This window comes from Amycolatopsis sp. NPDC049868, assembly GCF_044461365.1.
In the GTDB taxonomy this organism is placed as follows: Bacteria; Actinomycetota; Actinomycetes; order Mycobacteriales; family Pseudonocardiaceae; genus Amycolatopsis.
The window spans coordinates 1-21,838 of sequence record NZ_JBITKV010000019.1 but is presented as its reverse complement, the minus strand read 5'-3'; the positions used below and the strand labels follow the sequence as shown (position 1 = coordinate 21,838).

The 21,838-nt window shown below is 68.2% G+C and carries 15 protein-coding genes; 8 read left to right on the top strand and 7 right to left on the bottom strand.

What is annotated here, in order from left to right; genetic code table 11:
- Nucleotides 1–75: 75 nt before the first annotated feature.
- From pip to panB, 3 genes are all read right to left on the bottom strand, one after another.
- The gene (gene pip, locus ACIBTM_RS42150; RefSeq protein WP_395882742.1) at nucleotides 76–1,035 is read right to left on the bottom strand and encodes a prolyl aminopeptidase; all 960 of its coding nucleotides are present in this window, start codon (nucleotides 1,033–1,035) and stop codon (nucleotides 76–78) included.
- Between the two features lie 89 nt (nucleotides 1,036–1,124).
- Nucleotides 1,125–2,099, bottom strand: coding sequence for a hypothetical protein (locus ACIBTM_RS42145; RefSeq protein ID WP_395882741.1), 975 nt, complete (start codon nucleotides 2,097–2,099; stop codon nucleotides 1,125–1,127).
- A gap of 406 nt (nucleotides 2,100–2,505) precedes the next feature.
- Nucleotides 2,506–3,381 carry a 3-methyl-2-oxobutanoate hydroxymethyltransferase gene (gene panB / locus ACIBTM_RS42140; RefSeq protein WP_395882740.1) on the bottom strand — a complete coding sequence of 292 codons (876 nt, stop codon included), beginning with the start codon at nucleotides 3,379–3,381 and terminating at the stop codon, nucleotides 2,506–2,508.
- A 243-nt stretch (nucleotides 3,382–3,624) separates the two neighbouring features.
- Between panB and lysX the strand changes: the two genes are divergently transcribed.
- Nucleotides 3,625–6,942 (top strand): bifunctional lysylphosphatidylglycerol synthetase/lysine--tRNA ligase LysX, encoded by a 3,318-nt coding sequence (lysX, locus tag ACIBTM_RS42135; RefSeq protein ID WP_395882739.1) that lies wholly within the window; start codon nucleotides 3,625–3,627, stop codon nucleotides 6,940–6,942.
- Between the two features lie 93 nt (nucleotides 6,943–7,035).
- Entirely contained in the window at nucleotides 7,036–7,623 is a 588-nt protein-coding gene (locus ACIBTM_RS42130; RefSeq protein WP_395882738.1) for a DinB family protein, read from the top strand.
- A 12-nt stretch (nucleotides 7,624–7,635) separates the two neighbouring features.
- Here ACIBTM_RS42130 and ACIBTM_RS42125 read toward each other — a convergent pair whose 3' ends face one another.
- Nucleotides 7,636–8,172 (bottom strand): methylated-DNA--[protein]-cysteine S-methyltransferase, encoded by a 537-nt coding sequence (locus ACIBTM_RS42125; RefSeq protein ID WP_395882737.1) that lies wholly within the window; start codon nucleotides 8,170–8,172, stop codon nucleotides 7,636–7,638.
- Nucleotides 8,173–8,262: 90 nt separating this feature from the next.
- Here ACIBTM_RS42125 and ACIBTM_RS42120 point away from each other — a divergent pair, with 90 nt between their 5' ends.
- Nucleotides 8,263–8,889 (top strand): VOC family protein, encoded by a 627-nt coding sequence (locus ACIBTM_RS42120; RefSeq protein ID WP_395882736.1) that lies wholly within the window; start codon nucleotides 8,263–8,265, stop codon nucleotides 8,887–8,889.
- Here the strand turns inward: ACIBTM_RS42120 and ACIBTM_RS42115 are convergent.
- Entirely contained in the window at nucleotides 8,860–10,617 is a 1,758-nt protein-coding gene (locus tag ACIBTM_RS42115; RefSeq protein ID WP_395882735.1) for an NAD+ synthase, read from the bottom strand. The genes ACIBTM_RS42120 and ACIBTM_RS42115 overlap by 30 nt on opposite strands.
- A gap of 160 nt (nucleotides 10,618–10,777) precedes the next feature.
- The gene (gene secA2 / locus ACIBTM_RS42110) at nucleotides 10,778–13,105 is read right to left on the bottom strand and encodes an accessory Sec system translocase SecA2 (RefSeq protein WP_395882734.1); all 2,328 of its coding nucleotides are present in this window, start codon (nucleotides 13,103–13,105) and stop codon (nucleotides 10,778–10,780) included.
- Nucleotides 13,106–13,254: 149 nt separating this feature from the next.
- Between secA2 and ACIBTM_RS42105 the strand changes: the two genes are divergently transcribed.
- Both ACIBTM_RS42105 and ACIBTM_RS42100 read left to right on the top strand, forming a co-directional pair.
- Nucleotides 13,255–14,826, top strand: coding sequence for an alpha/beta hydrolase (locus ACIBTM_RS42105; RefSeq protein ID WP_395882861.1), 1,572 nt, complete (start codon nucleotides 13,255–13,257; stop codon nucleotides 14,824–14,826).
- A 52-nt stretch (nucleotides 14,827–14,878) separates the two neighbouring features.
- Entirely contained in the window at nucleotides 14,879–16,429 is a 1,551-nt protein-coding gene (locus ACIBTM_RS42100) for an alpha/beta hydrolase (RefSeq protein WP_395882733.1), read from the top strand.
- 21 nt (nucleotides 16,430–16,450) lie between these two features.
- On the opposite strand, the gene ACIBTM_RS42095 is transcribed toward ACIBTM_RS42100, so the two are convergent.
- Nucleotides 16,451–17,119 carry an LppX_LprAFG lipoprotein gene (locus ACIBTM_RS42095; RefSeq protein ID WP_395882732.1) on the bottom strand — a complete coding sequence of 223 codons (669 nt, stop codon included), beginning with the start codon at nucleotides 17,117–17,119 and terminating at the stop codon, nucleotides 16,451–16,453.
- 89 nt (nucleotides 17,120–17,208) lie between these two features.
- Between ACIBTM_RS42095 and ACIBTM_RS42090 the strand changes: the two genes are divergently transcribed.
- The 3 genes from ACIBTM_RS42090 to ACIBTM_RS42080 all read left to right on the top strand — a co-directional run bounded on the left by ACIBTM_RS42090 (nucleotide 17,209) and on the right by ACIBTM_RS42080 (nucleotide 21,463).
- Nucleotides 17,209–18,474: an MFS transporter gene (locus tag ACIBTM_RS42090; protein ID WP_395882731.1), complete on the top strand. Its 1,266-nt coding sequence runs from the start codon at nucleotides 17,209–17,211 to the stop codon at nucleotides 18,472–18,474.
- A gap of 68 nt (nucleotides 18,475–18,542) precedes the next feature.
- On the top strand, nucleotides 18,543–19,886 hold the full coding sequence (glnA, locus tag ACIBTM_RS42085; protein WP_007035311.1) for a type I glutamate--ammonia ligase: 1,344 nt from the start codon (nucleotides 18,543–18,545) through the stop codon (nucleotides 19,884–19,886).
- A 14-nt stretch (nucleotides 19,887–19,900) separates the two neighbouring features.
- Nucleotides 19,901–21,463: an amidase gene (locus tag ACIBTM_RS42080; protein ID WP_395882730.1), complete on the top strand. Its 1,563-nt coding sequence runs from the start codon at nucleotides 19,901–19,903 to the stop codon at nucleotides 21,461–21,463.
- Nucleotides 21,464–21,838: the final 375 nt, after the last annotated feature.

Sequence of the window (21,838 nt, the reverse complement as noted above, 5' to 3'; positions counted from 1 at the left end):
CCCCCCAAGGACGATGATCAAGGGGAACGCTATTGGCCCGGATCCACTTTGTCATCGGCCATTCGCAGGCCGAAGTCAGCTCCGCCGGAAGGAATCCGTCGCGTCCCGAAGCGCCGCCAGCATCCCCGGATCCGTCACCGCATGCCCCGCCGCTTCCACCAGTTCCAGCTTCGAGTCCGGCCAAGCCCGGTGCAGCTCGTAAGCGGTCGCCGGCGGGCACACCGCGTCGTACCGCCCCTGCACGATCACGCCAGGGATCCCGGCAAGCTTCCCGGCCTCCCGGATCAACTGCCCTTCCTCCAGCCACGCCCCATGGCAGAAGTAGTGCAGCGCGAGCCGTGCGAACGTGACTGCGAACTCAGGCGACGCGTACTGGTTACGGAAGGCCGGGTCCGGGCGCAGGCAGACGATCGCGCCCTCCCAAGCGCTCCACGCGATGGCGGCACGCTCCCGGATCGCCTGATCGGGGTGATAGACGAGTTCGCGGTAGGCCGACAGCGGGTCGTCGCGGCGGTCTTCCGGGATCGGCGCGAGGAAGGCTTCCCACTCGCGGGGGAAGAGGTTCGCGGCGCCGCCGTTGTAGATCCAGTCGAGTTCGCCGCGGCGGACGGTGAAGACGCCGCGCAGGATGATCTCGCTGACGCGGCTCGGGTGGGTTTCGGCGTAGGCGAGGGCGAGGGTCGCGCCCCACGAGCCGCCGAAGAGCTGCCACTGTTCGAGATTCAGCCGTTCGCGTAGCTTTTCCATGTCCGCGACGAGGTGCCAGAGGGTGTTGGCCGACAGGTCGACGTCCGGCGTGCCGATATGCGGAGTGCTGCGGCCGGCGCCGCGCTGGTCGAACAGGATGATCCGGTAGGCCTCGGGGTCGAAATGCCGCCGGGCCATGGACGAGATGCCGCTACCAGGGCCTCCATGCAGGACGACCACGGGTTTGCCGTCCGGGTTCCCGGCCTCTTGGCAGTAGATCCGGTGCCCGTCGCCGACGTCGAGCATGCCCTCGGCGCGCACCTGGATCGGCGGGTACAGGTCATCCATAAGGACACTCTGCCCGAATCGGCGAGTGTTCGAAGGGTGGGGGCCCGCCCCCGCCGCCGGGCTGAGCGGGCCCCCGGTCTTCGGTCGCGTCAGCAGCCCGCCGTGGCGGCCACGTTCGCGAATCCCTTCCCGGCACCGGTCACCTTGTTGCTCGCGCAGACCTTGTTGCCCGTCGCGGCCTTCACGAGATAGAAGCCGTACGCGTAGCTGGACTGCACGTCCGCGGTGTTGCCGGAGAAGGTGTTGCCGCGGCCCCAGCCGTCAAGCTGGACATGGACCTCGAAGCCGCCGTAGGTCGCGTCGTGCACGAAGACCTTGCTGCCCCGGTTGTCCGCGACCACGTAGTTGTTGCCCTTCATGTCCACCCAGCTGTCGGCGAAGTGCTCGCCGCTCTGCCCGGTCCCGTCGAAGACGTTTCCGCGCAGCTCGCCGCCGGTGGTGCCTTCCTTGATGTCGATCGACTCGGCTCGTACGTTCGGGCCGATCTTGTTGTTCAGTGCCTTGTTGCGGTCGCTCCGGTCGGGTGTGCCACCGGGCCAGTTGCCCTTCGCGGAACCGAAGTAGATGCCTTCGCCGTAGCCCGCGTACTCGCGGCCGGTGTCGGTCACCTCTGAGTTCTTCACGACGTTGTCGGTGCTCGTGTACTGGAAGTGGATGCCCTCGTGGCCGACCCCGGTGACCTTGATGCCGTCGACGACGGTGTTCTTGACGCCGGTCGCCATCAGGCCCTTCTGGCCACCGGTGAGGGTGAAGCCGGTCAGGTTCCAGCAGCTGCCGGTCAGTTCGAGCGTGCGCCCGGCCGAGGCCTTGATGACCGCGCTTCGCGGACCCTTCAGTGTGATGCGGCTGCTGGACGTGCCGCTCTTGGCCGCCTTGAAGTTGCCCGTGAAAGTCGTGTCGGCCGCGAGTTCGATGACGGTGCCCGGAGTGACCGAAGCGAGCGCCGCCGTGAGCTGCTCCGAAGTCCCTACGCGGACCGTCGCGGCCTGTGCCGGGTACGCCGCCAGCGTCGACAGCAGGGCCATACCGGCCGCAACGGCCAGAACCCGCTCACGAACACGCATCCGTGGTCCTCCTCGTCGAGGGATCGAAACTCGGTCGTGGCGGCGACGGGCTAGACGTTAAGCCTCTTTACGAATGAGAGTCAAGGACATGATTGAAGTTCATATACGTGAACGACTAAAGGATGGTCGCCCTGCGTGGCCCACCTGAAAAGAGAGCAAGGGACCTTTGCTACCGCGCTCCCTGGCGGGCGGGGGGTGTGTGGAAATAGGGACGTTGAGTGTCCCTATTTCCACGCACCGCTTACTCCGTGTAGCGATGCTGACTGACTGTGTGGATTTTGGGACGTTAGATGACCAGAAATCCACACGGTCAGCCGCGAGGAGAGCAAGGGACCTTTGCTACCGCGCTCCTCGCCGGGGGTGGTAGCAAAGGTCCCTTGCTCTCTTTCCGCAGGTCAGAGGAGGGTCAGTCGTGGAACGAGTGCTCCGGCGCCGGGAACTCGCCCCGCCTGACGTCCTCGGCGAACGCGGACGCGGCCCCGGCCAGCACACCGGCGAGATCGGCGTACTTCTTCACAAAGCGAGGGGTCTTGCCGCGCCGAAGCCCGGCCATGTCCTGCCAGACGAGCACCTGAGCGTCGCAGTCCGGTCCGGCGCCGATACCGACGGTCGGGATCTTCAGTTCGTGCGTGATCCGCTTCGCGGCTTCGGCGGGCACCATCTCCATGACGACCGCGAAGGCTCCTGCCTCCTCCAGGGCGAGCGCGTCGGCGAGCAGCGCTTCGGCCGCTTCGCCGCGTCCCTGGACGCGGTAGCCGCCCAGATTGTGTTCACTCTGCGGAGTGAATCCGATATGTCCCATCACGGGGACACCGGCCGACGTCAGCGCCTCGACGTGCGGAGCGAATTTCCGCCCGCCTTCGAGTTTCACCGCGTGCGCGCGGCCTTCCTTCATGAACCGCACCGACGTTTCGAGCGCCTGCTGCGGTGAGAGCTGATACGAGCCGAACGGCAGATCGGCCACGACCAGCGCCCGCTTCACCGATCGGGTGACCGCCCGGACCAACGGAAGCAGCTCGTCCACGGTCACGGGAAGCGAAGTGTCGTAGCCGAAGACGTTGTTCGCCGCGGAATCCCCGACGAGCAGCACGGGAATGCCCACTTCGTCGAACAGTGCGGCGGTGTACATGTCGTAGGCGGTGAGCATCGGCCAGGTTTCGCCGCGCTCTTTCATGTCGCGAAGGTGATGTACGCGGACCTTCTTCCCAGATGTGGCCTGGGGCGCCGCGCCGGTCCCGTACGGAGCGGTGAGCTCGCCGGAATCCTTTTCGGTGGCAGACATCCTTGTCGACCGTCCTTCCCTCGAGGCCTCGAAGAGGTCCCCGGGTCGTGGAGCTGAACAGACAAAGCGTGACATGCGGATATGGCCCTCCCAAGGCCGTGCGACCAGCTTCACACCGCGGCGTCACGCCCGCGGATGAGGAAATTCAGACCAGAGGATGATGATCGTTGACAACCACACAGGGTTGTGTGACGTCAAGTAAGTACAGCTGTCGATCTCCTGTGTGTACCGCGAAGGACCAGAATGGCAAACCCAGTGAGCCGAGTCGCGCCGTGGAAGGCGAGGGCAGGCGGGATCGTCGCCACTCTCGTGCAGCTCGCGGCCGTGTTCTCGGTGATCCTCCTGCTCGCCGGCGGCGTGAAGGGGCCGGTGCTCAGGACGGGTGACGTCGTCTTCTCGGCCTTGAGCATCCCGACGAACGCGAGCCTCGTGATCGTCCTGCTGCTCGTCGTCCTCGGCGCCGCGCTCCGCCGCCGCAAACGCGCGGCCCTCTACACACTTCTGCTGTTTCAGGTCGGTGGCCTGGCGGTGACGCTGGCCTTCCAAGCCGCTCTGCTGTGGTGGCCCGAGCTGCTGAAACTGGGCCCGTGGCAGGTCCGGCATATTCCGCACCAGGTGTGGGTGCTGGCCATCGCCGACCTGATCTCGATCGGGATGCTCGCGTTCCTCTGGATCCTGCGTCCCGCGTTCCCCGCCCGGCTCGCGCCCGGCGCCTGGCGTGATGGCCTCACGGTGCTGTTCGGCGGTCTGGCCGCGGTCATCCTCGTCGGCTGGGGCTTGAGCGAAGCCTTTCCCGGGCGTCTCGCCGACACCTGGGCCCGGTTCGCCTGGGTCGTCAACCACACGACCGGGGAGAACATCCAGCTGCGCCGAGTCGGTATCGGCGAAGGACCCGCCTGGCTCGACCTCGTGCTCGACCTCAGCGCGACGGCCGTCGCGACGGCCGCGTTGTACACGCTTTTCCGTGGGGTGCGCAGTCGTCGCTTGAGGACAGACGAGGAAGAACTGCGCGTACGCCGCCTTCTGGCCGAACACGGCGAAGACGACTCTCTAGGCTATTTCGCCACCAGGCGCGAGAAGAGCGTCGTCTTCTCGCCGAACGGCCGCGCCGCCGTGGCCTACCGCGTGCTCGCGGGTACCAGCGTCGCGAGCGCGGACCCCATCGGCGATCCCGACGCCTGGCCGGACGCGGTCCGCGCCTGGCTGGACGAGGCACGCACCTACGGCTGGACGCCCGGCGTGCTCGGCGCGAGCGAACGTGGCGCGAAGGTCTACGCCGACGCGGGTCTGCGCGCGCTGGAAATCGGCGACGAAGCAGTCCTCGACGTCCGCGACTTCAGCCTCGCCGGGCCGGAACGTCGCTCGGTCCGGCAAGCGGTCAAACGGATCGAGCGGGCCGGATACAGCACGAAAGTCCGGCGGCACAGCGAAATCCCGGCCGACGAAATGGCCGGACTGTTGCTGCACGCACAGCAGTGGCGCGGCGCGGAGACCGAGCGCGGGTTCTCGATGGCGCTCGGCAGGCTCGGTGATCCGAGCGACGGCCGCAGCGTGATGGTGGAGGCGTACGACGCCAAGGGCGAGCTTCGCGGCATGCTGTCGTTCGTGCCATGGGGCCGTCGCGGCCTGTCGCTCGATCTGATGCGGCGCGACCGCGACGCCGAGAACGGGCTCAACGAGTACATGGTCGCCGAGGTCGTCGCGGCGAGTTCGCACCTTGGCGCACAACGGATCTCGCTCAACTTCGCGATGTTCCGCGCGGTGTTCTCCGAGGGGGAGCGGATCGGCGCGGGCCCGGTGCTGCGCGCCTGGCGCGGCGTGCTCAGCATGGCGTCACGGTTCTTCCAGCTGGAATCGCTCTACCGGTCCAACGCCAAGTACGGGCCCGACTGGGAGCCGCGTTTCCTGTGCTATTCCTCGGCTCGACGGCTGCCGCGGGTCGGCATCGTCGCCGGCGCGCTCGAGGGATTCGTCCCGACAGGACGATCGGCACGGGCGCTGAAACTGGAGACGGTCACCGAGGATTTCGTCGCCGAGGTCCACCGCATCGAAGCGAACGCCGCCATGCCCGCGCCGAAACAGGTGCGACGCCCAGACCAGGTCCGTGTGCGGATGGCGAAGCTGGACCGCTTGCGGGAAGCCGGGATCGACCCGTACCCGGTCGGTTTCGCCCGGGAGGACCTGCTCGGCGACGTCGTCTCGAAGTTCGGCGACCTGAACCCGGACACCCACACCGGTCATCGGGTCCGCGTCGCGGGCCGGGTGCTCGCGATGCGCAACCTCGGCGGGCTCTGTTTCGCGCGGGTCAAGGATTTCAGCGGCGAGATCCAGTTGATGCTCGACGCCTCCGTGCTGGACCTCGGCGGCTGGCGGCGAGGCATCGACCTCGGTGACCATGTCGGCGTGAGCGGGCAGGTCGTGACGTCGCGGCGCGGTGAGCTCTCCGTGCTCGTCGACGAATGGACCGTCACGGCGAAGAGCCTGCATCCGTTGCCGGACAAGCGAAAGGGCCTCACCGACCCGGAGACGCGGGTGCGGCAGCGGTACCTGGACCTCGCGGTGAACCCGGACTCGACGGCGATGCTGCGGATGCGCTCGACCGTCGTTCGCGCGGTCCGGGAGCGGCTGCACCAGGGCGACTACCTCGAAGTCGAGACACCGATGCTGCAGACCGTGCACGGCGGCGCCAACGCGCGCCCGTTCATCACGCACATCAACGCCTACGACATGCGGATGTATCTGCGGATCGCGCCCGAGCTCTACCTGAAGCGGCTTTGCGTGGCGGGCGTCGAGCGCGTTTTCGAACTGAACCGGAACTTCCGCAACGAAGGTGTCGACGCGACGCACAACCCCGAATTCACCATGCTGGAGGCGTACCAGGCGTATGCCGACTACAACACGATGCGGACTTTGACGCGCGAACTCGTGCAGTGCGCCGCGGAGGCCGCGTACGGCGCGCAGGTGGTTCGCCGTCCGGGGCCGGACGGGAAGGTCGTCGAGTACGACATCTCCGGTGACTGGCCGGTGATCCCGGTCCACGAAGCCGTCTCGGCGGCGCTCGGGGAGAAGATCGACGCGAGTACCTCCGTCGCCGAACTCCAACGGCTGTGCCGTGCGGCCGGGGTGCCGGTGAACGAGGATGCCGGGCACGGTGATCTCGTGCTGAAGGCGCACGAGCACCTGGTCGAGGGAGCGACCGTGCTGCCGACGTTCTACACCGACTACCCGACCGACGTTTCGCCGCTGACCCGGCAACATCGCGTGGACCCGCGGCTGGCCGAGCGCTGGGACCTGATCGCGTTCGGGTCCGAGGTCGGCACGGCCTACACGGAGCTGACCGATCCGCTCGAGCAGCGACGGCGGCTGGAGGCCCAGTCGCTGCGCGCGGCGAGCGGGGATGTCGAGGCGATGGAGCTGGACGAGGACTTCCTGCTCGCGCTCGAACACGGCATGCCGCCGACCGGCGGGCTCGGCATCGGTGTCGACCGGCTGCTGATGATGCTGACGGGGGCGTCGATCCGGCAGACGGTGCTGTTCCCGTTCGTGCGTCCGCAGGGCTAGTGGTAGCAAAGGTCCCTTGCTCCCTTCCCGGCCGAATCGCCCCAGCAAGCCGGTACCGGATGCCATGATCGCCTTCCAACGGAAGGAGCCACCATGGCTGGAAACGTTCCCCCGGTCGCCGACGAGCGCGAGGGACTCCTCGCCTACCTCGAGCAGCAGCGTCATGTCCTGCGCATCGCCGCGCACGGCCTCACCGAAGAACAGGCCAGAGCCGTCCCGACCAGAAGCTCATTGAGCGTCGGCGGCCTGATCAAACACACCGCGCTCACGGAAGACGGCTGGATCGACATCCTTCTTCAGAAGCCCTCGAAGCCGATGGACGAGGCGATGAAGGAGTACGAAGCCGGCTACGTGATGGCCGACGGCGAGACGCTCGAAGACGTCTTCGCGCGTTACGACGAAGTCGCGCGCCGTACCTCGGACGTCATCGCGGGCATCGCCGACCTCGGCCAGCCGGTCCCGGTGCCGCAGGGCGTGCCCTGGTACCCGAAGGACGTCGACGCGTGGTCTGTCCGCTGGGTGCTGCTCCACCTCATCGAGGAGACCGCGCGGCACGCCGGGCACGCCGACATCATCCGCGAGCACATCGACGGCGCGACGGCGATCCCGCTGATGGCCGCCGCGGAAGGCTGGCCGGAGACGCCTTGGCTCAAGCCCTGGTCGCCTGCCCAAAGCGACTAGAACCCCAAACGACTAGAACAAGGTCGGTTCGTCCGCCAAAGCGCCTTCGATGACCAGCATCCGGCGCTTGGTGGCGACCCCTCCGCGCGCGGAGAAGCCGCCGTCCTTGCCGCCGGCGGCGAGGACGCGATGGCACGGCACGATGATCGGGACCGGGTTCCGGCCCATCGCCTGCCCCACGGCCTGCGCGCCGCCGGGCATGCCGAGGATGTTCGCTATGTCGCCGTAGGTCAGCGTCTTGCCCGCGGGGATAGTGCGGATGAATTCGTATACGCGGTGGTGGAAGTCCGGTACTCCTTCGTAATCGAGCTCGATGCCGGTGAGGTCCGGGCGCTTGCCGTCCATCAACGAGACGATCCCGTCGATCGCGCGCTGGATCTCGTCCGGCGGTGCGGATTCGGTCGCCTGGGGAAGGCGCGCGGTCAGTCGCGCCCTCGTCTTCTCTTCACTGCCCTCGGGGAGCTGGACCGCGATGACCCCGCGTTCGCTCCACGCGATGCCGCAGTCGCCGATCGCGGTGCCGAACACGGAGTAGCCCGGTGCCGTCATGTGCCCAGGGTACGAGAGCGGTCCGACAGTTTCGGATCCATCGCCAGGCCGCGGTGCCGCCGGAGCCGTCGCTGCGGTAGGAGTATGGACATGAGCGACCTCGTGCTTGATCACCTCGTCTACGCCGGGCCGGACCTCGAAGAGGCCGTCGAGCGCGTCGCCGAGCTGACCGGCGTCACACCGGTACGCGGCGGAAGGCATGTCGGTTTCGGTACGGCCAACTATCTGGCCGATCTGGGCGCCGGTGCCTATCTCGAGGTGGTCGGCCCCGATCCGGATCAGCCCGAGCACATCGGGCCGCGTCCGTTCGGCATCGACGAGCTGACCGCTCCCGCCCTGATCACCTGGGCAGCGCGTGTGGACGGTATCGACGAGGCGATCGCGGACGCACGCCAACGCGGTTACGACCCGGGTGAAGCGTCCGAGATGTCACGGACCACCGACGACGGGGAACTGCTGACCTGGCGCCTCACCGGTGCGGGCGGACTCGACGGGCTCGCGCCTTTCCTCATCGACTGGGGGAGCACCCCGCATCCGACGACGCGGGGGCTTCCGTCGATCCCGTTGCTCATGGTCACTGGTGTCCACCCCGAGCCGGCCGCGGTCGAAGCCGCGGTCCGTGCGCTCGGGATGGACATGCTCGTCCGGCGTGACACGAAGCCCGGACTGGTGGCCGTGCTGACGAACTCAGCCGGGAAGCAGGTCGCGCTGAGCTGAGCGGGTCACGACGGTGCCTTCCCGCCAGCCGTTGGTCATCGGCAGCCGCCGGTCCCGCCCGAACGCCTTGAAGGTGATCTTGGTGCCCGGCGGGTACTGGCGGCGCTTGTATTCGGCCTTGTCGACCATCCGCACCACCCGGTCGATGGTCTCCGGCTCGAAGCCGGCGTCGACCAGGTCGACGTAGCCGCGGTCGCCCTCGATGTAGTCGTCGAGGATGTCGTCGAGCATCAGGTAATCGGGCAGCGAGTCGCTGTCCAGCTGACCCGGCCGCAGCTCGGCGGACGGCGGTTTGGTGATCGAGTTCTCCGGGATCGGCGGGGTTTCGCCGTTCTTCTCGGCTTCGGCGTTGCGCCATTTGGCCAGGTGCCAGACGTGCGTCTTGAACAGGTCCTTGATCGGCGCGAAGGCCCCGACGGCGTCGCCGTAGATCGTCGAATAGCCGACGGCGAGTTCGGTCTTGTTGCCGGTGGCCAGCACCAGGTGACCCTCTTGATTGGACAGTGCCATCAGCAGCATGCCGCGGACACGCGCCTGGATGTTCTCCTCGGCGAGGCCTGTCAGCTGAAGCTGCTCGACGTAGACCTTGACCATGTCCGCGATCGGTTCGACGCGATAGTGCGCGCCGATCCGGCGGGCGAGGTCTTCGGCGTCGCCCTTCGAGTGCTCCGAGGAGTACTCCGAAGGCATCGAAACGCCGTAGACGTTGTCACCGCCCAGCGCGTCGGCGGCCAGCGCCGCCACGACCGCCGAGTCGATGCCGCCCGAGAACCCGAACGTCACCGACGAGAAGCCGTTCTTGTGCACGTAGTCGCGCAGACCGATGACGAGCGCGTGCCACACCTCGGCTTCGTCCGACAGCGGCTCGCTGATCGCGGACTCGGTGCTCGGGCTGTACGCCGGGACCGCGTCTTCGCTGAGTACACGGCGCTTGACCCGCAGGCCTTCGAACTCGCCTTCGGCGGTGTGTCCGCCGGCGACGAGGTCAGTGTCGACGACGAGCAGGTGCTCGACGAACTGCGGTGCGCGCGCCAGCAACCGGCCGTCCGCGCCGACCACGATCGAGTCGCCGTCGAAGACCAGGTCGTCCTGACCGCCGATCTGGTTCGTGTACACCAGCGGTGCCCCGGCCTCGGCCGCGCGGCGGGCGATGAGCGGCAGGCGGATGTCGTCCTTCGCACGCTCGTAGGGCGAAGCGTTGGGCGCGACCACGAGGTCCACCCCGGCCTTGCCCAGCGCGGAGATCGGACCGCCGTCCTGCCAGACGTCCTCGCAGATCACCATGCCGACGTCGACGCCGTGGAAGCGGACGACCTCGAGGTCGTGGCCCGGCTTGAACCAGCGGTGCTCGTCGAAGACGCCGTAGTTGGGCAGGTGGTGCTTGAACTGGCGGGCGACCACTTCACCGCGGTACAGCGCGGCCGCCGCGTCGCGCGGGCCGGTCTCGTCCAGGTCGAGGTACCCGATGTAGGTGAGCACCTCGCCACAGCCTGCTTCTTCGAGCCGCCGGGCGAGTGCTTCGACCATCTGCTTCGAGGCGGAGGCGAAGGTCGGGCGGAGGGAGAGGTCCTCGACGGGGTAGCCGGTGAGGGACATCTCCGGGAAGACGACGATGTGGGCGCCTGCTTCGGCGGCCTTGCGAGTCCACTCGACGGTGAGCTCGGCGTTGCCTTCGAGATCCCCGACGGTGGTGTTGACCTGGGCCAGTGCGATGCGCAGTTGCGGCATGCCGACATTCTCACCCACCGGTGTCCGCGCGGACGACCGGATGTGCCGAATCGCCCACCCGGGTGCGGCCGTCGCGAAAAGAGAGCGGGGGACCTTTGCTACCGCTCTCCAAAAGAGAGTGACAGCAAAGGTCCCCCGCTCCCCGCTCAGGACCCGCGCGCTACTTGCGCTTGATCATGCTCCGCACCTTCTTGATGGTCTGCTCGAAGTCGGAGTCGAACGGGTTGTCGTGCACCAGGTAGGTCCACGTCGTGTTCGCCCGCCGCACCCCCGCGTCACCGAGGTCGATCCCGTTGTCGGTGATCTCGGCCTCCTCGAGCGTCTTCGCCGCCCGTTCGGCCGCCTCCGGGATGATCTTGTGGAACTCGGGGATCGCCGCGCGGTGGAACTCGTCGATCGGCGTCTCCCGCGCCAGCGCCCGCAGGTGGATGCTCTCCCGCACGTCGGTCAGGAACGCCAGGTGGTCGGACCACAGCTGGTCGATGTGGAACAGCAGCACCTCGCGGCTCAGCTGTTCGACACGGGCCTCGTCGTCGACCTTCTCCGAAAGCTCCTTGAACTTCTCCGGGTGCGCCTTCTCCAGCACCTCCGCCGCGTGCGCCGTCCGCAGCACCTTGTCCCGGTGCGCGAGCAGCTCGCCGCGCTGCCGTTCGATCAGCCGCGTGTAGCGCCAGGTGTTCCGGTGGATCTCCAGGTCGACACCCTCGGCGACGCGCTGCGCGTGGTTGATCTGCCGCAACGCCGCCGGGTCGACGATCTCGCCGCTGCCCACGTCCGAGCTGATGCCCTCGGGGATGTCCGGCGCGTTCGACAGCACGAGTTCGTCGTTCAGGCTGGCGAAGAACACCGCGCTGCCCGGGTCACCCTGTCGCCCGGACCGGCCGCGCAGCTGGCCGTCCAGCCTGCTCGACGGGTAACGGGCGGTGCCGATCACGTGCAGGCCGCCCAGCTCGACGACCTCGTCGCGGCCGTCGCCGTCCTTGCCACCCAGCCGGATGTCGGTGCCTCGGCCCGCCATCTGGGTCGAGACGGTGACCGCGCCCTTCTTGCCGGCGTCGGCGATGATCGCGGCTTCCTCGGCGTCGTTGCGCGCGTTGAGCACGACGCATTCGAGGTCGACCTTCGCCAGCTTCTCGGCCAGCTCTTCGGACTCGGCGACGTCCTGGGTGCCGACGAGGATCGGCCGCCCGCTCTCGTGCACCCTCCGGATCTCCTCCTCGATCGCGCGCAGCTTCTGCGACGGCGACCCGAAGATCCGGTCCTCCTGGTCTTCACGGATGTTCGGCGTGTTCGGCGGGATGACCGCGACCTCGAGCTTGTAGAACTCGCGCAGCTGCTCGGCGACCGCGACCGCGGTACCGGTCATGCCGGCGACCTCGGGGTACCGCGCGAGCAGCGCCTGCACGGTGATCGAGTCGAGGATCTCGCCCCGGTCGGTCGCCTTGACCTGCTCCTTCGCTTCGACGGCGGCCTGGAGGCCGTCCGGCCAGCGCTGCAGTTCGGCGACGCGGCCGCGTGCGGCGTTGATCAGCTGCACCTTGCCGTCGCGCACGAGGTAGTCGACGTCGCGGGTGAGCAGGGCGTGCGCGTGCAGCGCCACGTTCACCGCGGGCAGCCTGTCCGAGCCCGTTTCGTCGTAGAGGTTGATGTCGTCGCCGAGGGCCTTCTCGACCACCGAAGCACCGGCCTTGGTCAGCCAGGCGTTGCGGCCGTCGGCGTCGGTCTCGTAGTGCAGCCCGAGCCGCAGCCGTCGGACGATGTTCGCGACCTCTTCGTCGGCGTCGGTGTGGTCGATCGATCCGGCCATCACCAGCGGTACGCGGGCCTCGTCGACCAGCACGGAGTCCGCCTCGTCGACGATCGCCACCTCGGGCTCGCGCTGGACGAGGTCCTCTTCACGGGTCACCAGGCGGTCGCGCAGCACGTCGAAGCCGATCTCGCTGACGGCGCCGTACGTGACCTCCTTCGCGTACGCCTCGCGGCGCTCGTCGCGGGAGTGCGCGGGCTCGACCCAGCCGACGGAGACCCCGAGCAGGGCATAGATCGGGCCCATCCACTCCGCGTCACGACGGGCGAGGTAGTCGTTCACCGTGACGACGTGGACGTGCTTCCCGCGCAGGGCGTACCCGGCGCCGGCCAGCGCGCCCGCCAGCGTCTTGCCCTCACCGGTCTCCATCTGCACGATATGCCCGCTGAGCAGGCCCATCGTGCCCAGCAACTGGACATCGAAGGCACGCTCGCCGAGCGCCCGCCGCGCGGCCTCGCGACCGAGCGCGCAGACCTCGATCAGCTGGTCGTTGCCGAAGGAAGCGGCGTCCCGAAGCTTGCCGGCCCGCTCTGTCAGCTCCTCGTCGGAGAGCTTCTCCAACTCGGGCTCGAGCTTCTCGATGGCCGGTAGCAGCGCTTCGTAGCGGGTCAGCTCGACGCTGCCCGGCCGCTGGATGATCCGGCGCAGCTTCTTGCTCACCCGGCTGATCAGTGCTGCCACCCCTGTGCTCCCGTCTGTTCTTCTGCCGTCCGCACCCGTATCACCAACGCAGTGGTGGTGCGGCCGAGTTCCACGGCCGATGGCACGATCCAACCGTGTCCACTCATGTCAGCGCCAGGTCCCGTGCCCGTCGATTCGCCGCGATCACGCTGTCCGGCCTGCTCGCGGTCACCGTCGCCGCGTGCTCGTCGGGAGAGGGTAGAACCCAGCCGCCGCCTCCGGCCACCGAATCGCACGCTCCGACCGGACCGGTGCCCGCCGGACTCGAGAAGTTCTACGGACAGAGCCTGACCTGGGCCGATTGTGCACCCTACGCGACATCCGATGACGCGAAAGCGGCGTTTCGAGTGAAGGACGCACAGTGCGCCCGGCTCACCGTCCCGCTCGACTACGCGAAGCCCGAAGGCGACTCGATCACGCTCGGCCTGCTGCGCCGGAAGGCGCTGGATACCGACGAAAGGATTGGGGCGCTCGTGGTCAACCCCGGCGGGCCCGGCGCCTCCGGGATGCAGGCCGCGGCCGGTCTCGCCTCCCGGACGGCGACGAACGAGCTGGGCAAACGCTTCGACATGGTCGGTTTCGACCCGCGCGGTATCGGCGCGAGCCAGCCGCAGGTCCGCTGCCTGACCGATGCCGAACGCGACGCGGACCGCGCGGACGACAGCGAGACCGACGGCTCACCCGAGGGAGTGAAAAAGCAGGAGGCCGAGTCCCGGGATTTCGCGGCGAAGTGTGCCGAACGGACCGAACACGGCGCCGCGATGCTCGCGAACCTGGGTACGCGTGACGTCGTCAAGGACATGGACATCCTGCGTTCGGTCCTCGGCGAACCGAAGCTGAACTACCTCGGCTACTCCTACGGGACGCGGATCGGATCCGCCTACGCCGAGGCGTTCCCGGCGAACGTCCGCGCGCTGGTGCTCGACGGGGCCGTCGACCCGGAGCAGGACGCGGTGGAGTCGCTGGTCGCGCAGGGGCAGGGTTTCGGCAAGGCGTTCGGGGAGTTCTCGAACTGGTGCGCCGCGCGTGAGGATTGCGCCTTGGGGCGCGACGCCGCCGGCGTGACGAAGGCGTTCCAAGACCTGGTGAGGCCCCTGATCGACTTCCCGGTGCCGGTCAGCGACGGCCGGAAACTGTCGTACGAGGACGCGACGACGGGCGTGATACAGGCCCTCTACCAGGAAGATCTCTGGGAACCGCTGAACAGCGCGCTCAACGACCTGAAGCGCCAGCGCGGCGACGGCCTGGAAAAACTGGCCGACCTCTACAACGAGCGCGGCGCCGACGGACGCTACGGAACGACGCAGGACGCCTTCGTCGCGATCCGCTGCGTCGACGACCCTCGCGTCACCGATCCGGCGAAGATCCTCGACGCGCAGAAGCGATACGCGGGGGCGGCGCCGTTCCTCGACGACGGCAAGCCGGACGGAGCCGCGCGCGACTCCTGTGCCTTCTGGCCGGTGCCGAACACCTCGGAACCGCACCAGCCGAACGTCGAGGGCCTGCCGAAGACGCTGGTCATCTCGACGACGAACGACCCGGCGACCCCGTACCAGGCGGGCGTCAACCTCGCGAAAGCGATCAAGGGAGCTTTGCTCACGTTCGAGGGCAACCAGCACACGGTGTTCCTCCAGGGCGTCTCGTGCGTCGACAAGATCGGCATCGACTACCTGGTGAACGGCGCTCTGCCGGACGACGGCACCCGCTGCGCGGCCAAGTAACGAGTTCGGCGCGAAGGGCCATGAGCGGCCGGGACGCTGCGAAGATCGCGAGATGAGCCTTCGCCGCGTCCCGGCCGTGCTCGTCGTCGCCGTCCTGGTCGCTTCCTGCACGACGCAGCAGCTGCAGCCCGCGCCGTCGGTGTCGCCGACCACCACGGCGTCACCCACTCCGGACCCGAAGGCGCTTGAGAAGTTCGCTGAGCAGGAGCTGACGTGGGGCGCGTGCGCGTCCTTCACGGACAAGGCGTTCGACTGCGCGAAGCTCGTCGTGCCGCTCGACTACCTGAAGCCGGACGGCGAGACGATCTCGATCGGGGTCCTCCGGCACAAGACGAAGAGCTCCGGCAGGCGGATCGGCTCCCTCGTGCTCAATCCGGGTGGCCCCGGGGGTTCGGGTGTCTCGGCCGCGGCGCGGATCGCGAAATCCCGGCCCGCCGCGGCGCTGGCCGAGCGCTTCGACATCGTCGGATTCGATCCGCGTGGGGTCGGGACCAGCGAGCCGAAGCTCGTCTGCCTCACCGATGCCGAACGCGACGCGGACCGCGCGGAAGATTCGGAAAGCGACTCGACACCCGCCGGGATCGCGAAGCAGCTCGCCGACGCCAGGGCGTACGCCGCGAAGTGCGCCGAGCGCACAAAGCACGGCAAAGAGCTGCTCGCCAACATCGGGACCAGGGACGTCGTCCGCGATCTCGACGTCCTGCGCTCGGCTCTCGGCGACGAGAAACTCACCTACCTGGGCTTTTCGTACGGTACGCAGATCGGGACCGCCTATGCCGAGGCCTACCCGGACAAGGTGCGGGCGCTGCTCCTCGACGGCGCGGTCGATCCCGAACTCGACACCGCCGAATCGCTGGTCACTCAGATGGCGGGCTTCCAGAACACGTTCGCCGAATTCGGCAAGTGGTGCGTCGCTCGCCCGGATTGCGCGCTCGGCCGGGACGCGGGCGCGGTGACGAAGGCGTTCCAAGACCTGGTCCAACCGCTGATCAACGCACCGGTGCGCGCGGGGAACCGTGAGCTCTCGTTCGAGGACGCCATCACCGGGACCAGTGCCGCGCTGTACTCGCAGGACGCGTGGAAGTTCCTCAACGACGGGTTCGCCGAGCTCAAGCGGGGAACTGGCAAGACACTGGTCGCGCTCGCCGACAACTACTACGGCCGCGAATCGGATGGCCGGTACACCGGCATCCTCGACGTGTACTTCGCCGTTCGTTGCGTCGACAGCACGCGGATCGCCGACAGGCGCGTCATCGACGACGCCCACCAGCGGATGCTCCAGGGCGCGCCGTTCCTGACCGGCGGCACCCCGGACATGAGTGAACTCGACATCTGCTCGGTGTGGCCGGTGCCCGCCACGTCGGAGGTGCACAAACCGGACGTCGACGGCTTGCCGCGGCCTCTGATCATCTCGACCACGGACGACCCGGCGACCCCGTATGCGTCCGGCGTGAACCTGGCGCGGGACCTCAAGGGAGCTTTGCTCACGTTCGAGGGCGCACAGCACACCGTCTTCCTCGACGGCAACGAGTGTGTCGACAGTGCAGGCCTCGCCTACCTGATCGATGGCGAACTGCCCGCCTCCGATCCCCGCTGCTCCTAGCGGGGGAGCAAGGGACCTTTGCTACCGCCCGGCCCCGACGACCACCGCGTTATGCCGGGTCAACGCCAGTTCCAGCATCACCGCGAACTCCTCCGGCTTCGTCGGCGGCACCTGCAACCACACCCGCACCAGCCGCCGCGGCTCGTCCCGCGAAATCCACAGCTTCACGAACACGTCCGACTTGATCTCCGGCACGATCCCGCCGATCACCGCGGCCGGCACCTTCGCGGCGATCCGGAACGATTCGGTGTCCTGCACCCGCTCCCACCGCTCGCCACGCAACTCGGTCGCCCCGGTCAGCAGCCGCCGCAGGCCGCCGTCGGCCCCGAGCATCGCCTGCGGCGTGTAGGCCGCGGAAGCCGGAATCACCCGCTCCCCACCAGGCCCACTGAGGGTGATCTCCGAGCCGGACAGCCGGTAGTCGACCTTCACCCGTTCGAAGTCGTCCTGCAGGTCGGCCTTACCGACCGCGCCACCCTCGAGGCTGACCTCGCCGTCGAGCCCGCGCACCGGCAACCCGGTGACGACCCCGTTCACCCCGAGCGTGAACCGCACGCTGCGCAAAGAGACGAGGGAGTCGGCCGCCGCGCTCACGTATTCCCGGGCAGGTGGTAGCGGGGGAGACCCCGCGCAGCCGCCGATGAGCCCGAGCGTGAGCAGCAGCGCCGGCACGAGGTGACGACAGCGCATGGCCAGAGCCTATGGCCATGGCCCGAATCTTGCGCACAGTGTCCTTCCGGCCGCTTTCGCCGGGGGCCGGCGCCGATGAGGCTGTATCCGTGCAAACCGAGACCCGTCTCCACCGCGCGTGGTTCGTCGCCGCCGCCGCGTTCATCGCCCTGCTCGCCGCCGCCGGTTTCCGCGCGGCCCCAGGCGTGCTCATCGACCCGCTTCACAACGAGTTCGGCTGGTCGCGCGCGACGATCGCGTCGGCCGTCTCCGTGAACCTCGTCCTGTACGGACTCTTCTCGCCCTTCGCGGCAGCTCTCATGGAGCGCTTCGGCATGCGACGCGTCGCCTCGACGGCGTTGTTCGTCGTCGCGATCGGCGCGGGCGGCACGGTGTTCATGAACGCGAGCTGGCAGCTCATCCTCTGCTGGGGAGTCCTGGTCGGCGTCGGCACCGGCTCGATGGCGATGAGCTTCGCCGCGACCGTCGCCGCCCGCTGGTTCGTCCGCAGCCGCGGCGTCGTCACCGGCGTCCTCACCGCGGCGGGCGCCACCGGCCAGCTGATCTTCCTGCCGATCGTGGCGAACCTCGCCGTCGACGAGGGCTGGCGGACGGCGTCGCTCGTCATCGCCATCGCCGCGCTGGCCGTCGTCCCCGTCGTTCTCCTGGTGGTCCGCGATCACCCGTCCGACGTCGGAACGACCGCTTACGGCGCGGAGCCGGGCGAAGTCGCTCCCGTCGCCCGCACGGGTGGTTCAGCCCGCCGCGCGCTTTCGGTCCTCGGCTCGGCGGCGCGCACGAGGACGTTCTGGCTGCTCGCCGTCGGCTTCGCGATCTGCGGCGCGACGACGAACGGCCTGGTCAGCACCCACTTCGTGCCCGCGGCGCACGACCACGGCATGCCGCAGACGACCGCCGCCGGCCTGCTCGCCCTCGTCGGCATCTTCGACGTCGCCGGCACGATCGCCTCGGGCTGGCTCACCGACCGCGTCGATCCGCGAATCCTGCTCGGCGTCTACTACGCGCTTCGTGGCGTTTCGCTCGCTCTGCTCCCGCAACTGCTGAGCGGAACGGTGGAACCGAGCATGTGGGCGTTCATCATCTTCTACGGCCTCGACTGGGTGGCGACTGTTCCGCCCACCGTCGCGCTCTGCGTCCGGCAATTCGGCGCCGCCGGGCCGATCGTCTTCGGCTGGGTCTTCGCCAGCCACCAGCTCGGAGCCGGTCTCGCGGCCTTCGGCGCCGGCGCGATCCGCGACGCGTCGGGCAGTTACGCGCTCGCTTGGTACATCGCCGCGAGCCTCGCCGTGATCGCTTCGGTCGCTTCGCTGGCGATCACCAAGGCGGCCAAGCCCGAGCCGGTTCTCGTGGGGTGATCCACTACTTGCGGTTGATCGGCGCGTCGCGAAACATGTCGTTAACACGTTCTCGTTAGGGTGCGGCCATGGATCGCCAGCAGGAGTTCGTGCTCCGTACCTTGGAAGAGCGCGACATCCGTTTCGTCAGGCTCTGGTTCACGGATGTGCTGGGGTTTCTCAAGTCCGTCGCGGTGGCGCCCGCCGAGCTCGAGGGCGCCTTCAGCGAAGGGATCGGCTTCGACGGATCGGCCATCGAAGGATTCGCGCGCGTCTACGAGTCGGACATGGTCGCGAAGCCCGACCCGGCCACGTTCCAGGTCCTCCCCTGGGAGACCCCGGACGGCGGCCCGTACTCGGCGCGCATGTTCTGCGACATCGCGATGCCGGACGGCTCCCCGTCCTGGGCGGATCCCCGGCACGTCCTGCGCAGGCAGCTCTCGAAGGCGGGCGAAGCGGGGTTCACCTGCTACGTCCACCCTGAGATCGAGTTCTTCCTGCTCGCCAGCCTGCCGGACGACGGCAGCGAGCCCGAGCCCGCGGACAACGGCGGCTACTTCGACCAGGCCAGCCACGCGACGGCGACCCACTTCCGCCGCCACGCCATCGAGACGCTCGAGGCGATGGGGATCTCGGTCGAGTTCAGCCACCACGAAGGCGCGCCTGGCCAGCAGGAGATCGACCTCCGGTACGCCGACGCGCTGACCATGGCCGACAACGTGATGACCTTCCGCTACGTCGTCAAGGAGGTCGCGCTCACCCAGGGCGTCCGCGCCACCTTCATGCCGAAGCCGTTCACGAACCAGCCGGGTTCCGGGATGCACACCCACGTGAGCCTGTTCGAGGGCGATCGCAACGCGTTCTACGACGCGGAAGACCCGTACGAGTTGTCCGCGACGGGCAAGGCGTTCGTGGCGGGGCTGCTGCACCACGCGAAGGAGATCTCGGCGGTCACCAATCAGTGGGTGAACTCCTACAAGCGGCTGATCAGCGGCAGCGAGGCCCCGACGACCGTTTCGTGGGGTCGCGCCAACCGCTCCGCGCTGGTCAGGGTGCCGATGTACTCGCCGGGCAAGGCGTCGTCACGCCGCGTGGAGATCCGAACGCTCGACTCCGCGTGCAACCCTTATCTGGCTTACTCGGTCATCCTGGCCGCCGGTCTCAAGGGCATCGAGAAGGGCTACGAGCTCCCGCCGCCCGCCGAGGACAACATCTGGCAGCTCTCGGACGCCGAGCGCCGCGCGGCCGGATATGCCCAGCTCCCGCAGAACCTCGGGGAGGCGCTGGCGGAGATGGAAAAATCGGAACTTCTGCCCGAAGCGCTCGGAGAGCACGTTTACGACTTCTTCCTTCGTAACAAACGTGTTGAATGGGATAACTACCGCAGCGCGGTGACCCCGTACGAGCTGCGGACCCTGCTTCCGGTTCTCTAGACGAAGGAGACCTGATGGTGCGGCGGCCGGTGCTCGGAGTTCTGACGGCGTTGGTCGCCGCGACCATCGTGGCGGGTGCCGCACCAGCGGCCTCCGCCGCGGGAAAACCACTCGATCTCGACGCCGCCGACATCCCCGCGCTCCAGGCCCGGATGTCCTCCGGACGGCTGACCGCGGTAGGTCTGACCTCGGCCTATCTCGACCGCATCCACAAGGTCGACCGGAAGGTGAACGCGGTCATCGCGGTCAATCCGGCCGCGATCGCGCAAGCCGCGGAGAGCGACGTCCGGCGCCGCGCCGGCAAGACGCGCGGACCGTTGGACGGCATCCCGGTCCTGGTGAAGGACAACGTCGACACCCGCTCCCAGCAGACGACGGCGGGGTCACGCGCCCTGCGCAGCAAGCCCGCGAAAGACGCGACTCTGGTCCGCCGCCTGCGCGACGCGGGCGCGGTCGTCCTCGGCAAGGCGAACCTGTCCGAATGGGCGAACTTCCGCGCCGCCAAACCCACTTCCGGGTGGTCGGGCGTCGGTGGGCAGACGAACAACCCGTACGTGCTCGACCGCAACCCGTGTGGGTCGTCCGCCGGATCCGCCGCGGGGGTCGCGGCGTCACTCGCCCAGGTGGCGATCGGCAGTGAGACCGACGGCTCGATCGTCTGCCCCGCCGGGATGACCGCGACGGTGGGCCACAAACCGAGCCTCGGCCTGGTCAGTCGCACCGGCGTGGTGCCGATTTCGGCCGAACAGGACACCGCCGGCCCGATGGCCAGGCACGTCGTCGACGTCGCGCTGACCCTTTCCGCGCTCCAAGGCCGCGACCCGAGCGACCCCGCCACCGGTACTTACCCGCCGAATCAGCCGACCGACTACGCCGCGCACCTCCGGCCCGGCGTGCTGAAGGGCTCCCGGATCGGGCTCTGGCGCCTGCCGGTCCTCGGCCCGGACGTCGACGCCGTGATGACGAAGACCAGGAACTCGCTGGTCAAAGCAGGAGCCGAGGTCGTCGAGGTGACGCCGCCGTACCAGGCGAGGCTAGGCGAGCTGGAGTTCCCGGCCCTGCTCACCGAGTTCCACCGGGACATCGATCGCTACCTGGCCACGCGCCCCGAAGGCCCGCGCGACCTCGCCGCGCTGATCGCCTACAACCGGTCCGACCCGCTGGAGCAGACCTGCTTCGCCGGACAGGAACTCTTCGAACAGGCACTCGCCGCGCCCGGCCCGTCCGACCCCGGCTACCAGGCCAACCGCCGTGAGCTCACCGACCTGGCGAAACGCTCGATCGACGAGACCCTCGCGAAGTACCGCCTCGACGCCATCGCCGCTCCCACGAACCCGCCCGCCTGGAAGACCGACTGCAAGACCGGCGACAACGACGTGATCCCGTCGTCGACGCCGGCCGCGGTCTCGGGCTACCCCGCGGTGACCGTGCCCGCCGGTTTCGTCGGCGAGCTCCCGGTCGGGGTTTCGTTCATGGCGGGGCAGTGGACGGACGCCCGAGTGCTCGCCTACGCGGCCGACTTCGAACGCGTCGTCCCCGTCCGCAAACCGCCTCGCTACCTGACAACCGTCGGATGACGGGGGTTTGTACCGGCTGACCTGCGGCGATGTCGTTAAGTGACCCCCCTGTTTTCGGGGGGTTCCGGGGCATGTAATCTTCTCTTCGTCGCCAGGAACACCGGGCCGCCGGGGCCGAAAGCCCCGAGGTCAGGAACCAGGGCCGAGCGGGTTGACACCGCGAACCGGACCAGGTAACGTTCAGCGTCGGCCCACGAGCGGCCGCCGACCCCCTACGACTAAGACCGTAGGATTCGGCATGCTCGACCAAAAGCTTGTGAATATCGCTTTGAAACAAAGCGTGTTGCTTGAGAACTCAACAGTGTGCTAGTGAACTAAGCCAGTAGAGCTTATGTATTTGAACCTCGTTTGAGGTTCCTTTGAGAGCATTAAATT